Annotated in this window: 11 protein-coding genes; 5 read left to right on the top strand and 6 right to left on the bottom strand. The window is 67.4% G+C overall.

Going from position 1 to position 14,180, the window contains the following annotated elements; translation table 11 throughout:
• The first annotated feature begins 137 nt into the window (after window positions 1-137).
• Window positions 138-1,082, top strand: a complete 945-nt coding sequence (gluQRS, locus tag OLW90_RS00685) for a tRNA glutamyl-Q(34) synthetase GluQRS (protein WP_319650376.1) — start codon at window positions 138-140, stop codon at window positions 1,080-1,082.
• A 154-nt stretch (window positions 1,083-1,236) separates the two neighbouring features.
• Here gluQRS and OLW90_RS00690 read toward each other — a convergent pair whose 3' ends face one another.
• The 5 genes from OLW90_RS00690 to leuA form a co-directional block, all read right to left on the bottom strand.
• Window positions 1,237-1,992, bottom strand: a complete 756-nt coding sequence (locus tag OLW90_RS00690; RefSeq protein WP_319650378.1) for a glutamine amidotransferase — start codon at window positions 1,990-1,992, stop codon at window positions 1,237-1,239.
• Window positions 1,993-3,291 carry a Mur ligase family protein gene (locus OLW90_RS00695; protein WP_319650379.1) on the bottom strand — a complete coding sequence of 433 codons (1,299 nt, stop codon included), beginning with the start codon at window positions 3,289-3,291 and terminating at the stop codon, window positions 1,993-1,995.
• 51 nt (window positions 3,292-3,342) lie between these two features.
• Window positions 3,343-4,371, bottom strand: a complete 1,029-nt coding sequence (locus OLW90_RS00700; protein ID WP_319650380.1) for an exonuclease domain-containing protein — start codon at window positions 4,369-4,371, stop codon at window positions 3,343-3,345.
• 8 nt (window positions 4,372-4,379) lie between these two features.
• Entirely contained in the window at window positions 4,380-6,812 is a 2,433-nt protein-coding gene (locus OLW90_RS00705) for a hypothetical protein (RefSeq protein WP_319650381.1), read from the bottom strand.
• Between the two features lie 86 nt (window positions 6,813-6,898).
• Entirely contained in the window at window positions 6,899-8,602 is a 1,704-nt protein-coding gene (leuA, locus tag OLW90_RS00710; RefSeq protein ID WP_413464493.1) for a 2-isopropylmalate synthase, read from the bottom strand.
• A 277-nt stretch (window positions 8,603-8,879) separates the two neighbouring features.
• Between leuA and OLW90_RS00715 the strand changes: the two genes are divergently transcribed.
• Together OLW90_RS00715 and OLW90_RS00720 are read left to right on the top strand one after the other, a co-directional pair.
• Window positions 8,880-10,013: a hypothetical protein gene (locus OLW90_RS00715; RefSeq protein ID WP_319650382.1), complete on the top strand. Its 1,134-nt coding sequence runs from the start codon at window positions 8,880-8,882 to the stop codon at window positions 10,011-10,013.
• A gap of 123 nt (window positions 10,014-10,136) precedes the next feature.
• Window positions 10,137-10,712, top strand: coding sequence for a hypothetical protein (locus OLW90_RS00720; RefSeq protein WP_319650383.1), 576 nt, complete (start codon window positions 10,137-10,139; stop codon window positions 10,710-10,712).
• A 3-nt stretch (window positions 10,713-10,715) separates the two neighbouring features.
• On the opposite strand, the gene OLW90_RS00725 is transcribed toward OLW90_RS00720, so the two are convergent.
• Window positions 10,716-11,570: a DMT family transporter gene (locus tag OLW90_RS00725; RefSeq protein WP_319650384.1), complete on the bottom strand. Its 855-nt coding sequence runs from the start codon at window positions 11,568-11,570 to the stop codon at window positions 10,716-10,718.
• A gap of 172 nt (window positions 11,571-11,742) precedes the next feature.
• On the opposite strand from OLW90_RS00725, the gene OLW90_RS00730 reads away from it, so the two are divergent.
• Both OLW90_RS00730 and OLW90_RS00735 read left to right on the top strand, forming a co-directional pair.
• Window positions 11,743-13,008 (top strand): aspartate kinase, encoded by a 1,266-nt coding sequence (locus tag OLW90_RS00730; protein ID WP_319650385.1) that lies wholly within the window; start codon window positions 11,743-11,745, stop codon window positions 13,006-13,008.
• A gap of 17 nt (window positions 13,009-13,025) precedes the next feature.
• Window positions 13,026-14,057 carry an aspartate-semialdehyde dehydrogenase gene (locus OLW90_RS00735; RefSeq protein ID WP_319650386.1) on the top strand — a complete coding sequence of 344 codons (1,032 nt, stop codon included), beginning with the start codon at window positions 13,026-13,028 and terminating at the stop codon, window positions 14,055-14,057.
• Window positions 14,058-14,180: the final 123 nt, after the last annotated feature.

Below are 14,180 nucleotides of genomic sequence, written 5' to 3' on the forward strand. Positions count from 1 at the left end.
TGGGGAGGGGCGGCGGGGTGAGAGGCGGGGGCGGCGTAGCGTCCGTTGGGGTGCCACCGCGCCGCCGATCAGCGCCCCGCCCCCGCCAATGGCACCCCAACGGTAGGTGAGGAGGGGAGGACGTATCCTGGTGCGATATGGCAGCAGAGAAACCACAGCCGGGCCCCTTGGAGCACCATGAGCACGGGGCGGGGCGGTACGCGCCGTCGCCAAGCGGGGACCTGCACTTTGGCAACCTGCGCACGGCGGTGCTGGCGTGGTTGCTCGCGCGGCGCACGGGGCGGCGGTTTTATCTGCGCGTGGAGGATATTGATACGCAGCGGTCCTCGGCGGAGAGCGCGCGGCGGCAGATAGAGGATCTGGTGGCGCTGGGGTTGGATTTTGACGGGGATCCCACCTATCAATCCGATAACACCCGTGCCTACGCGGCCGCGCTGCGGGCGCTGCCGGTGTTCGAGTGCTACTGCTCGCGTAAGGACATTCAGGAGGCGGCCCGAGCCCCGCACGCGATCCCCGGCCGCTACCCCGGCACCTGCCGCGATCTGCCGGAGGCCGAGCGGGAACGGCGCCGCGCCGAACTCACAGCGCAGGGGCGGGTCCCGGCGCTGCGGTTGCGCGCGGGGGTGGATCGGTGGCCGGTCACCGACGCGCTGCTGGGCGAATACACCGGCGAGGTAGATGACTTCATTCTGCGGCGCGGAGGCCAGCAGCCGGACTGGGCTTACAACCTCGCGGTGGTGGTGGATGACGCCGCCGCGGGCATCGACCAGGTGGTGCGCGGCGATGACCTGGCCTCCTCAGCGCCGCGCCAGGCGTACCTCGCGCACCTGCTGGGCCTGCCCGCCCCCGGCTATGCGCACGTGCCGCTGGTGCTGGGCCCGAGCGGGAAGCGCCTGGCCAAACGCGACGGCGCCGTCACGCTCCGGCAGATGCTTAGCGACGCCCCCGTGGCCCAGGTGGTCACGCGCCTGGCGGCGTCGGTGGGGGTGGAGGGGTGTGATTCCCTGGCGGGCCTGCTAGCGGAGTTTGACCCGGAGAAGTTGCCGTGCGAGGCGTGGGTGTGGGAGGGCGAGCAGCACTAAGGGGTGCCACTATGCCGCACGGGCCGCCTCGTCGGGGTTCAGTGGCACCCTTTCGTGTCGCAGTAACACCAAGGGGTGCCACGACCGGGGCTGCGGCCCGAAATCCGCCCCTAGTGGCACCCCTTAGCGTCATTGCAGCAAGCCGCCAGCGCCCCTATTTCCCCAGCCGCTCGGAGCGGAGCTGGTTCACCACGGGAATGTCCAGGGGCTCCAGGTCCGCGAGTGGAATGTTCATGGCCTGGGCGAGGAGGAGATCGGCCAATTGGGGATTGCGGGCCAGGACGGGGCCGTGCATGTATGTGGCCACCACGGAGCCCTGGACGGCGCCCTCGGCGGTGACCTGGGTGGAGGCGTCGGGGAGGCCCTCGGCTCCGTGGCGATCGCAGTTGCCCACCCCGCGATCCACCACGCCGAGCGCGGTGGCGCGGGGGCCGAGCACCGTGGCACCCATGTGGTTCTCAAAGCCGGTCAGCGGCTCGGTGAGCGCGGAGGTGAACCCGGCCCTGGTGGGGGTGGAGGCCACCTCCCCGATGGCGCGCTTGCCCAGGGAGGTGGTGGTGGCGTCGATAAGCCCCAGGCCATCAACCACCCGGTTACCGGCGCGGAAGGATTCCCCGAGCACCTGGAGCCCGGCGCAGATCGCCAGAATGGGGCGGCCCGCCTCGGCGGCGCGGGTGAGGCCGCCATCGGCCACCAGGTGTTCGGCGGCGAGGATTTGGGCGGTGTCCTCCCCGCCACCCAGGGTGTAAATATCCAGGTCGGTGGGGACGGCCTCGCCCAGACGCACGGTGTGAATCTCCGCGGTCAGCCCGCGCATGCGGGCGCGCTGGCGTAGTACGAGGGCGTTGCCGTCATCCCCATAGGTGCCCAGGACGTCGGGGAGAATGAGGCCGATGTGCAGCTCGGTCATTTACTTGTCTCCTTTCTGGGAGTCGGAGGCCTTTGCCGCCGCACGCAGGGCCTTATTGAGGTCGCGGAACGCGGTGTAATTGGCCAGCACCTCCACCCGCCCGGGCGGGCAGGCTCGGATCGCGTCGAGGGGATCGGGAATGTGGTCGTGGTGGATGCCCGCGTAAAGGAGCCGCACGGCGAGGTCGGTGCCGCGCTCCCCGGCGGCCTTGACGGAGAGGGAACCGAAGTCCTCGAAGCGCACGTCCCAGAGCCAGGAGAGGTCCTCGCCGTCGGCCACCTGGCCATTGACGGCGATCACCAACCCGTCGGCGCTGCGATCCACCATGGAGAGCGCCTCTTGCCACCCGGCGGGGTTCTTGGCCAGGAGCAGGTGCACGTCGCGGCCCTCGATGTGCACGGTGGAGTAGCGTCCGGCCACGTTGTCCACGGATTCCGCAGCGGTGATGGCCTTATCCAGGGGCACCTCAAATCCGGCCACGGCGGCGGCGATGGCCTGGGCGGCGTTGCCGCGATTGGCGCGGCCGGGGAGTTTGAGGGTGAGGTCGTGGCGGCCGCTGGGGGTGACCAGGCCCCCGTCGCTGACGGCCCAGGTGGGCTCCGGGCGGCGGAAGGGGCGGCCGTCGGGAAGCGGCTTGACGGCGTGCCAGTCGGTGCCGTCGTGGACGATGTGCCCGCCGGTGCGGGGACAGGAGACGGCGTCGCCCACCCAGCCGACCCCGGCGGAGACCCACACCACGTTGGGGTGATCGTAGGCCACGGAGGTCATCAGGACGTCGTCGCAGTTGGCCATCACGAGCATCTCCGGGTGGGCTTCCACGCAGGAGCGCAGGGCGCGCTCGATCTTGTTGATCTCGCCTACGCGATCGAGCTGATCACGGGTGAGGTTGAGCAGCACGAGCGCCTGGGGGTTAAGCCGCTCGGCCACGGAGGGAACGTGCAGCTCATCGACCTCCAGCACCACCGTGGCGGCGTCCTTGCCCGCGAGCAGCGCGGAGATGATTCCGGCGTCCATGTTGTCCCCGCCGGAGTTGGTGGCCACGGTGGTGTGGCTGCGCACCGCCGCCGCGAGCATGCGGGTGGTGGTGGACTTGCCGTTGGTGCCGGTGACCAGCGCCGTGGGCCGTCCCCCGCCGAGGGTGCGCATGACGTTGGGGTCAATGGCCTGCGCCACCAGCCCGCCGATCATGCCGCCCGCGCCGCGCCCGGTGAGGCGGGAGGCCGTGGTGGCGAGGCGGGCGGCGGTAGTGGCGGCGGTGGAACGCAGGCTGCGCAAGGCCGAGGTTAGATCAGGGCTCATGGGCTTTTACCTTAATAGGGTGCGGCCACACCCCGCAGAATCAGGCGAGGATCAGGCGGCCTGCACCCGCGCCACGGCCTCCATGAAGGCGGTATCGCTGAGCAGCGGAATGTTCTTGCGCCGGGCGTGCATGGCCTTTCCCCGCAGGTGATTGGTGCGATTGCACACCACCACGGAGGTGGCGCGGGTGAGTTTCTCCGAGTAATTCAGGCCCGCGCGGGTCAGCGCCGCGATCACCTCATTGGGATCCATGTCAATCTCCGGGGACACCACCACCTCCATGCCGGGAGCCAGCGCGCCGCCGGGAGCATACGGCCCCGGGTTCTCGTGCACGCGCGGGGCCTGCGCGGCCTCCACCCGCACGAGCGAGCGCTGCAACCCAAAGGCATCCGGCTTGAGTTCCTCCGGTTGCCGCCCGGCGAGGGGAGCGCCCGTATCCTGCGCGTGCCGGAAAAGGCGGGTGAGCAGCAGGGTATTCTCCCGCGTCACCTCCGCCTCGGGGCGCTGCGCCCTGCTTATCGACGCCACCGGGGACTCCGCCGTCACCCCCATCGCGGTGGCCACGGCCGCCAGGCGCACATCGTGAAACTCCGCCCCGGCTCGATACGCGGTGGCGAGGGTATCCACGATGAGTTCCGGGCGCGGCACGTGGCCCACTCGCTGCCTGCGCCGCCCGCCCTGACCGCGCCCCTTTCCCCGGGCGCGGGAGCGATTGGCGCGGGCGGCCGCATTCATGGCTCGCCGGGCCTCGGAGACCAGGAATCCCCAGGTGAGAGGGGTATCATGCACGATGAGGGTGCGGCCATCTATGAGTTTGTCCAGCTTCTTGAGCAGGCTGCCAAAGCGCCGCCCCTGCTCAATATCCTCGGGGCTCAGCCCGTGATAATGCACCGGCCCGAGGTTGGTGCGCGGGCCGGGATTGACCACGGCGTGGAACTCCTCCGCGATGTCCCCGTTGTTCTCGAATACCACAGCGTCCACCGCCACCACCCGGCCGGTGGAGGGGTGAATGCCGGTGGTCTGGAGAGTGAGCGCCACGTAGGGGGCGGCGGTGCTGTGCTCGTTATCGTGTTGCGTCATGGCGGGGCCTAATCCTTGGGCCTAAACATGAACCACAGGCTGCCCAGAACGATGAGCATTCCGCCGCCCATGAGCAGGAACGCCGGGGCGGTGTCCAGGGAAAGATCCGGGGTGACCTTGAAGTATCCCAGGGCGGCCACCGTGATGGCGAGCGCACCCAGGATCACGCCAAAGGCGGGCAACCACTGGATACCCTGCTCATCGTCCAGGTAGTCCTCGTACTCATCGTCCTCGTACCCCTCGGGGTCATGGGCGCTCCCGTAGTTGGGGGCGGCCTGATCGGGCACCACGGGCAGGGCACCGGTGCTCTCCGCGCTGGTGGCCGCGCCGGGGGACGTGGTGAAAAGCCCCGTCACCGGTACCTTTTGCACCTCGGGCAGGGGTTCGGCGGGTTCCTGGGGGGAGATCGCGTAGTGCTCGCTGGTGTTATTCAGCGAGTACTCCTGGGGTAGGGGCATGAATTGCTCGGGGGCGGGGAGGGGTTCGAGGGCGGATTGATCCAGGTACTCCTCTTCTTCCTCGAACTGATCCCCCAGGCGGGCGTGTGGGTAGGGCAGGGGCGGGTAGTCCTCCTGGAAATCGTGCTCCTCGGCGGACATCACGGGCTCCGCCTCGTAGGATTCCGCCGGTTCCTCCACCTCAGTGAAGGCTTCGAGATCGGTCTCGGGGAAGGCGGCGGGATCTGGGCCCACGGGAACCTGCTCGACCTCCGGGGCGTCCGTTTCCACGATCTGCGCGACCTGCTCGACTTCGGCCGGGGCCTCGCGGGGCACCTCCACGGGGTTGAGATTGGCGTTGGGTGCTGCGGACGGTGCTCCGGGGACGGCCTGGGCCTCGGGAACTGGTGCCTCGGTAACCTCCGGGGCTGCTGACGCAACCGGAACTGCGGCGGGAGGCTCGGGTGCCGGAATTGGCGTGGGTGCCTTGGCGGCCCTGATCCGGGTCGGGGCGGAGGGGGCCGGTATGGGCGCGGCGGGTGCCACCGGGGCAACCTGCGCGGCGGGCCGTGCCGCCGGGGGGCGCTGGGGTGTCTGGGTCGCCGGTGGCTGGGCGGTGGGTACCGCCTGCACCGGAGGCGCTGCTGCAACCGGCGTGGCGGGTGCCTGGGCTTGTCCCTGTGGCCGCGCCGGGGTTTGGACCGGTGGCTGGGGCGAGTTTTGGGGCGCCGGTGGCTGGGCCGTCGGCGCGGGTTGTGCGGTCGCGGCCGCCGCCGGGGTCGGGGCGGCGATCTCCTCCATCGCCTGCTGCGCGGGTATCACGATGGCCGCCAGGGATTGCGGCTGGGAGCGCCGGGCGGGCTGTGCCGGTTCCTCCGGTTGATTTGGGTTGGGCGGCGCGAAGTCGGGCATGTGCTCCGCGGGAGCGGAGACGAGGTTGCCCAGGGTGGGGGCCGCAGCGGCCACAGAGGGCGCAGTGGATTCCGACACGGTCGATTCGGAGGCTGAAGTGGTTGCCGCGTCTCCGGTGCCCGATGCCGCCGACGCTGCCCCGGCCTGCGTCGCCTGCGGCCTGCGTCCCACGTCGAGCACCTTGGTGCCGTCCGGGTTGAGGGCGAACATCGCCGGGGAGGTGATGGGGCGCAGTTCCTTATCGGGCTGCGGCGCGATGGATTCCACCACCTGATCCCCGGAGATGGTCACCGCCCAGGCGTGCTGCATGGGGGTGCCGCTGATCACCGGGAACTCGCCGGTGGCGGGCTGGTAGGGGTCGATGGCCGCCAGGGGAGAGACGAGGGGTTCTAGGTCCGCGTCGCTCATCTCCTGGGTGGAGAGCGCGTTGAGCACCACGTGGCGCTGTCCGTCCTGGTCATAGCAGAACACGCGGGCCACGGGGACCAGGCCCAGCATCTCGTAGTGCTCCACCACCTCGCGGAGATCGGCGGAGTCCTCGGGGCTGAGCACGCCCAGCACGCGATTATCAATGATCGCCACCACCAGGTCCTCCACGATCCCCAGAGTGGCCAGCCAGTGCGAGGGAATGTTGAGGTCCACCAGGCGCTGCGCGTCACCTCGGGAGATGTCCACGGGGCGCGGAGTGCCCTCGGGAATCATGGCCCATTCTTCCTTGGGGGGGAAGTTGGTGGGCATGACGAACACGGGGGCGGGGAAGTACAGGGTGCCGTTGATCCGCCCGGAGCCCTGCTCCAGGGAGATGGTGGCGTGAACCTGGGGAATCCCGCCCCTGGTGATGATGTGATCGAGCTGGGGGTAGGTGTCGCGCAGGTTGCGCGGCAGCCGCCCCAGGATCGTCTTGTTGTGGCTCACCAGGAACCCCCCGGACACGCGATCCGGGAGGAGGGTAAAGGCGGTCCGGGTGAATCCATCCTGGGCCACCTGGGAACCGAGGAGCGAGAAGAGGATCGCCTGGCTGCTCCCTTCCACCGGCACGGTGGCACCACCGCCATCGGAAAAGAATGGCAGAAGATAAGGGGTTTGGCTCATCGACGATTCTCCTCGCGTGCGTCAGGGTCCCTACTATTTTATGCACCCATGAGGGTACGGCAAGCGTTCCTGTGGCTTCCTAGGAGTTAGGCCTTATGGGCCCGGTTCACCGAGGAGACGATCGCCCGCACGGAGGCGGCGGTGGTGGAACCGGCCACGCCCACGCCCCAGGAACTCGTGCCGTCCACCTGAGCCAGAACGTAGCAGGCGGCCTCGGCGTCGTCGCCAGCCGAGCGCGATTGCTGGGAGTAGTCCTCCACCTCCACCTCGATCCCCGCCTGCTCCAGGGCGGCGGCAAAGGCGGCCACGGGCCCGTTGCCCTGGCCACGCACCTCCTGGCTGCGGCCCTGGTAGCGCACCTGGGCGGTGGCGCGTACCTCCTCGTCGCCGTCGATGTGCAGGGACTCCACGGCCAGCGGGGCCTCGCGGTCGAGGTACTCGGCGGCAAAGATGTCCCACATGTTCTTGGAGTTCACCTCGCCGCCCTCGGTATCGGTCACGGCCTGAACCACCTGGGAGAACTCCACCTGGAGCGCACGCGGCAGGTGCAGGCCGTGGTCGGTCTTCATGATGTAGGCCACCCCGCCCTTGCCGGACTGGGAGTTTACGCGGATCACGGCCTCGTAGTCGCGGCCCAGGTCCTTGGGGTCGATGGGCAGGTAGGGCACCTCCCACACGGTGTCGCGCAGTTCCTCCCAGGCAACCTCGGTGTTGCGCGCGCCGGGGCGCACGCTGGCGGCCAGGGCGTCCAGGCCCTTGTTGATGGCGTCCTGGTGGGAACCGGAAAACGCGGTGAACACCAGGTCGCCGCCGTAGGGGTGGCGCTCGGGCACCCGCAGTTGGTTGCAGTACTCCACGGTGGCGCGGATGCTGGGCAGGTCGGAGAAGTCGATCTGCGGGTCCACGCCCTGGGAGAGCATGTTCAGGCCCAGGGTCACCAGGTCCACGTTGCCGGTGCGCTCGCCGTTGCCGAACAGGCAGCCCTCGATGCGATCCGCCCCGGCCATGTAGCCCAGCTCCGCGGTGGCGATGCCGGTGCCGCGATCGTTGTGCGGGTGCAGGGAGAGCACGATGGCGTCGCGCCGGGCCAGGTTGCGGGACATCCACTCCACGGAGTCCGCGTACACGTTGGGGGTGATCATCTCCACGGTGGAGGGCAGGTTGATGATCATGGGGTTCTCCGGGGTGGGCTCCATGATCTCGGTGACGGCGTCGCAGACCTCGCGGGCGTAGTCCACCTCGGTGCCGGTGTAGGACTCCGGCGAGTACTCCCAGCGCCAGTTCGTCTCCGGGTAGTCGGCGGCGATGGTCTTGATGAGCCGGGCGGCGTCGGTAGCCAGCTTCTTGATGGCCTCCTTGTCCTTGCGGAACACCACCCGGCGTTGCAGGATCGACGTGGAGTTATAAAAGTGCACGATCACGTTCTTCGCGCCCTCGCAGGCCTCGAAGGTGCGGCGGATCAGGTGCTCGCGCGCCTGCACCAGCACCTGAATGGTCACGTCGTCCGGGATCATGTTCTGCTCGATGATCTCGCGCACAAAGGTGAAGTCGGTCTGGGAGGCGGACGGGAAGCCCACCTCAATCTCCTTGTATCCCATGCGCACCAGCAGCTCGAACATGCGGCGCTTGCGCTCGGGGCTCATGGGGTTGATCAGGGCCTGGTTGCCGTCGCGCAGATCCACGGCGCACCACTGCGGCGCGGTGGTGATCTTCTTGTCTGGCCAGGTGCGATCCGGCAGGCGGAAATCCTCCACCTCCTGCGCGTAGGGCAGGTAGCGGTGTGCGGGCATGGGGGAGGGCTGCTGAGTATTCACGGGACATCCTTTGCTGAGGTGCTTTGGGGGCAGTGCGCAGGGTCGGCATAAAAATACTCCGCGACGGGCTGCCGACCGCGCTTTAGAGGCGTGAGGGCCAGAGCTGATTCCCGCCGCGGCGAATAAGGAGGAGATTCGCTCGCGTGAACATGCCCACGAGTGTAGCGCATCACATTTACTTCCACCAGGCGGTCTGCTTATCGACGCCGCCCCGCGCGGCCAGGTCACGCCGGAGCGCCGCGCGGCGTTTAGCATGTGGTGCGTGACTTCCTTGCGCCCCACCCCCACCTCCACCCGCCTGATCTGGCTCTACGGAGCCATCGCTTTCCTCGTGGGCGCGGTCGTGCGCGTGGTGGTTATGGCGATCTTCGCCCGCGCGAACGAGGACAGCCTCGGTGGCCTGATGATGCAGTGGGACACCCACCACTACGAGCGCATTGCCGAGCGGGGTTACTTCGCGGGTCCCACCATCGACGACGTCCCTCCCGAGCATCGCCTGCTGGCCTTCTTCCCCGCGATTCCCCTGCTCATGCGGCTCGGACACGCGCTCACCGGCCTGGAATACGACACCGTGGGCATGGTGTTCAACGTGTTCTTTGGCGTGGCGATGGCGGCCGGGGTGGCGGCGATCGCCGCCCGCATGGGGGCCGGGCGCCGGGGCATGATTGGCGCCGCCTTCGTGGTCACCTCCGCCCCGATGGCGGTGACCTTCTCCATGCCTTATACGGAGGCGCTCTTTGGTGCCCTGGCATTCTGGGCGTTGGTAGCCATGATGGATCGCCGCTGGTGGCTGGCGGGGCTGTTGATCTTCGCGGCCGGATTCGTGCGCCTCACGGCGGTGGACCTGGTGGCGGTGCTCGCGGTGATGGTGGTTCTTTATGGGCGCACCCAGTGGCGCGCCTGGGTGGCCCTGGCGCTGAGCCCGCTCTCCGCGCTGGGATACGTCTGGTGGGCCTCCTCCCATACCAGCGAGGTGGGTGGATACTTCGGATTGCAGAAGGAGGGCTGGCACACCGGCTTTGACTTCGGCGTGGCCAGCGTGAAGTTCGCCTGGAACACGCTGATGACCAGCCAGGAACTGGGCTACTTCCTCAGCGTCGCCGTGATGATCGCCGCCCTGGTGGCCCTCGCGTTGGCCTGGGGGAAGGGGCCGCTGCCGCTGTGGCTCTTCGCGGCGGCGCTCAGCGCGAACATCTTGCTTTCCGACGGCATCATGCACTCCCGCCCCCGCCTCCTCCTGCCCGCCGCGATTGTGCTCGTGCCCCTGGTACTGGGGTGGGGCAAGCGCGTGAGCGGCCGGGCCTACGCGGTGGGGATTGGGGCCTGGGTGCTGGTGGGGGCGTGGTTCTCCGGGTACATGCTCGCGGTGTTCCCGTGGGCGATTTAGGGGAGGAAACTTATTCCTGGCTCTGCTAGAGTTGCCTTAGCCCCAGTTGATGCTGGTGAGGAAGTGGCCCCGGACGCAGCCTGGATGACTGTGCACCGGGGTTCGCGTTTTAGTTGGGGGAGGGTGGCCATTCGTATCTATGTTGATGAAACCCAGCACAAGGGGTACGTAGTTGTTGCTTCCGTTGTGAAGCCCGGGGCCGAGCGGCGGATATTGAGTTCCCTGCGTTCTGTCATTCTGAAGGGGCAATCGCATATTCATATGCGCTCCGAGCGTCCTTCCAGACGGAGCCGCATAGTGGGTGTGGTGGCTCATCTCGAATGTGAGGCATGGGTGTATTGGGCACCCAAAGACGGATCCCCGGTGGCCGAGGCGAGAATGAGTTGCTTGGCGGCTTTAGCGCGAGACTGCCTGGCTTCTTTCGGCCGGGTGGAGCTGGTTATTGAAGAGGATAATTCCATGCGAAAATGGGATAACCAGGTCTTGACCATCGTGAAGGCCGAACTCGGGGAAGAACGCGATCGGTTGGTGTGGAGCCATGCGAAGCCGTCCATGCGCCCGCTGTTGTCTGTGCCGGACATTATTGGATGGTGCTATCAGGCGAGCGATCGCAACTATTTTGGCCGGATTCAAGGAATGGTGAAAAGGCGGGAAGAGGTAGCCGCAATAGAGTCGCCGGTGAGGGTGCGGAAGAGATGAAACCTACCCCACCCCGCGCCGAGAGAGTGCCACGGTGGAGAGGATCATTGCCAGCAGCGCCAGCCCCATGAGCCCCCACCCCAGCGCCGTGGTGACCTGGAATCGCTCGCCCAGCACCGCGTATCCCAGGCTAAAGGCCACGATGGGTTCCGTGATGGTCATGGCGGGAAGGGAGTTCTTTAAAGCCCCGGCGTTAAAGGAGTATTGCTGCACGATGGTGCCCAGCGTGGCACCCAGAATCAGCCCGTAGGTTTCCCAGTTGGTGAGCAGCCCCAAGACGGATTCCCGGAGGAACACGTCCACCACTGCCTTGGAGAGCACGGCCACGTAGCCAAAGAGCGCGCCGGTGACCACCCCCAGGAGCAGCGCCTTGTGGCGGCGGATCTGGCGCTGGGCCACGCGCTCGATGAGGATCAGCACCGCCGCGCCCACGAGCAGGGCGGGAATCCAGCGATCGAGGGGCGGGTGGGGGTTACCGGCCAGGGGCTTTCCCAGGATTACCAGGATCGCCACGGCGGCGGTGAGTAGGCTTGCCCAGCCCATCTCCACGGGTGAGATGCGGCGGCCGTCGTAACGCGCGGACAGCGGCAGGGTGAACATGAGGGAGAGCACGAGGATGGGTTGCACCACGAGCAGGGTGCCGAAGCCGAGGGCGACCACCTGGAGCCCGTACCCGAGCAGCGCGGTGCCGGTGCCCGCCCACCACAGGGGCCGGGAGATGGCGTTCCAGAAGGGGGAGCCTTTGAGGGAGCCGTCGGCGGGTGCTTCCTCCGCGATCCGGTGGCGCACCACGGTGCCCCACGCGATGGTGAGGGCCGAGGCGAGCGCGAAGAGGATGGCCAGGAGGTTGCTATGCACGTGGTGGCATTGTACTGGGCTGAGCGCTCGTGCCGGTCAGGCTCGGCGCGGGAGGCGGGCGTCGAGAGCGGGGGTGAATGCAAACCTTTCAAGGCGTGCCTGCTGACAGGTATTGTGGGGCAGCGAGATCACCACAGGCCGTGACTAGAGACGTGAAAGGTGGACGATCCCGGTGGCGTTAATCGTTCAGAAGTACGGCGGTTCCTCGCTGGAGAGTGCCGAGCGCATCAGGCATGTGGCCGAGCGGATCGTGGCCACCAAGAAGCAGGGAAATGACGTGGTGGTGGTGTGCTCCGCGATGGGCGATACCACCGATGAGCTGCTGGAACTGGCCGCCGAGGTCTCCCCGGTGCCCCCGGCCCGCGAGATGGATATGCTGCTCACCGCCGGCGAGCGCATTTCTAATGCCCTGGTGGCCATGGCCATTGATTCCCTGGGGGCCAAGGCGCAGTCCTTCACGGGGTCCCAGGCGGGCGTGCTCACCACGGAGCGCCACGGCAATGCCCGGATCGTGGACGTTACGCCGGGGCGTGTGCGCGAGGCCCTGGACGAGGGCAAGATCTGCATCGTGGCCGGTTTCCAGGGCGTGAATAAGGACACCCGCGACGTCACCACCCTGGGCCGCGGCGGCTCCGATACCACCGCCGTGGCGCTCGCTGCCGCGCTCAAGGCGGACGTGTGCGAGATCTATTCCGACGTGGACGGCGTGTACACCGCCGATCCGCGCATCGTGCCCAACGCCCAAAAACTGGACAAGATTTCCTTTGAGGAAATGCTGGAAATGGCGGCGGTGGGCTCCAAGATTTTGGTTCTGCGCAGCGTGGAATACGCGCGCGCTTTTGGCGTACCGCTGCGGGTACGCTCGTCGTATAGCAATGACGCTGGCACGCTCGTGGCCGGTTCGATGGAGGATATTCCCGTGGAAGAAGCAGTGCTCACCGGAGTGGCAACCGATAAGTCCGAGGCAAAGATCACCGTTTTGGGTATTCCCGATAAGCCGGGGGAGGCCGCCAAGGTATTCCGCGCGCTGGCCGACGCCGAGATCAACATCGACATGGTGCTGCAAAACGTCTCCTCCCTGGAGGACAACACCACGGACATCACGTTCACCTGCCCGCGTGCCGACGCCCCCCGTGCCACCGAGATGATGAAGAAATTGCAGGCGGAGGGCAACTGGTCCAACGTGCTTTTCGACGACCAGGTGGGCAAGGTCTCCCTGGTGGGCGCGGGCATGAAGTCCCACCCCGGGGTCACCGCCGACTTCATGGAGGCCCTGCGCGACGACGACATCAACATCGAACTCATCTCCACCTCCGAGATTCGCATTTCCGTGCTGATCCGCGAGGGCGACCTGGATAAGGCGGCCCGCGCCCTGCACGATCGCTTCCAACTCGGCGGAGACACCGAGGCCGTGGTCTACGCCGGAACCGGCCGCTAACTTTTAAGGGGTAATACATGACAACTCTTGCCGTCGTAGGAGCCACCGGCCAGGTGGGGCGCGTCATGCGCTCGATCCTGGAGGAGCGCAATTTCCCGGCCGATACCGTGCGATTCTTCGCCTCGCCCCGCTCCGCGGGTACCACGCTGACCTTCCGCGGCGAGGAGATCGAGGTGGAGGACCTCACCGCCATCACCGAGGAATCCGTGGCGGACGTGGACGTGGCCCTGTTTTCCGCCGGGGGCGGCACCTCCAAGCAATGGGCCCCGGTGTTCGCCGCCGCCGGAGCCACCGTGGTGGATAACTCCTCGGCCTGGCGGCGCGACGATGAGGTGCCCCTCATCGTTTCCGAGGTCAATCCTCAGGCCGCCCGCGAGGTGCCCAAGGGCATCATCGCCAACCCCAACTGCACCACCATGGCCGCCATGCCGGTGCTCAAGGTCCTGCACGATGAGGCCGGGTTGGAACGCCTACACGTGGCCTCCTACCAGGCAGTTTCCGGCTCCGGCCTGGCCGGTGTGGAGGCCCTGGCCAAGCAGGTGGCGGAGGTGGGCGACCTCAACGTGGAACTGGTACACAACGGCTCCGCTCTCTCCCCCGAGAGTCTCGGCCCCTACGTGGCCCCCATCGCCTATAACGCCCTCCCCCTAGCCGGAAACCTGGTGGACGATGGCTCCGGGGAAACCGACGAGGAACAAAAACTCCGCAACGAATCCCGCAAGATCTTAGGTCTCCCCGACCTCAAGGTGGCCGGAACCTGCGTGCGCGTGCCGGTGTTCACCGGGCACACGATGGTGATTCACGCCGAGTTCGCCCGGGCTATCACCCCCGAGCGCGCCCGCGAGGTGCTGGCCGACGCCCCCGGAGTGACTCTCGTCGAGGTACCCACGCCGCTCCAGGCCGCCGGGATTGACGATTCCCTGGTGGGCCGCATCCGTCAGGATCAGTCCGTGGACGATCAGCGCGGCCTGGTGCTGGTGGTTTCCGGCGATAACCTGCGCAAGGGCGCGGCCCTGAACACCATTCAGATCGCGGAGTTGCTGGTGTAATCGGTTTCAGGGGTGAAGCGCCGGGCCTGGGGTGGGGCTCGGCGCTTCTTTTTGTTTGGTGGGGTGGTGTTTTGGTTTTCGAGCGGCCTTGTTTGTTCTTGTGCGACCTCGTTTGGCCGAAGG

It is taken from the genome of Corynebacterium sp. 21KM1197 (assembly GCF_033783015.1).
Taxonomy (GTDB): Bacteria; Actinomycetota; Actinomycetes; order Mycobacteriales; family Mycobacteriaceae; genus Corynebacterium.

What these genes read in the sequence shown, in the direction of transcription:
- OLW90_RS00715 (WP_319650382.1), top strand. Translation starts at nt 8,880, where the DNA reads ATGTGGTGCGTGACTTCCTTGCGCCCCACCCCCACCTCCACCCGCCTG.
- gluQRS (WP_319650376.1), top strand. Translation starts at nt 138, where the DNA reads ATGGCAGCAGAGAAACCACAGCCGGGCCCCTTGGAGCACCATGAGCAC.
- OLW90_RS00705 (WP_319650381.1), bottom strand. Translation starts at nt 6,812, where the DNA reads ATGAGCCAAACCCCTTATCTTCTGCCATTCTTTTCCGATGGCGGTGGT.
- OLW90_RS00690 (WP_319650378.1), bottom strand. Translation starts at nt 1,992, where the DNA reads ATGACCGAGCTGCACATCGGCCTCATTCTCCCCGACGTCCTGGGCACC.
- leuA (WP_413464493.1), bottom strand. Translation starts at nt 8,602, where the DNA reads ATGCCCGCACACCGCTACCTGCCCTACGCGCAGGAGGTGGAGGATTTC.
- OLW90_RS00700 (WP_319650380.1), bottom strand. Translation starts at nt 4,371, where the DNA reads ATGACGCAACACGATAACGAGCACAGCACCGCCGCCCCCTACGTGGCG.
- OLW90_RS00695 (WP_319650379.1), bottom strand. Translation starts at nt 3,291, where the DNA reads ATGAGCCCTGATCTAACCTCGGCCTTGCGCAGCCTGCGTTCCACCGCC.
- OLW90_RS00735 (WP_319650386.1), top strand. Translation starts at nt 13,026, where the DNA reads ATGACAACTCTTGCCGTCGTAGGAGCCACCGGCCAGGTGGGGCGCGTC.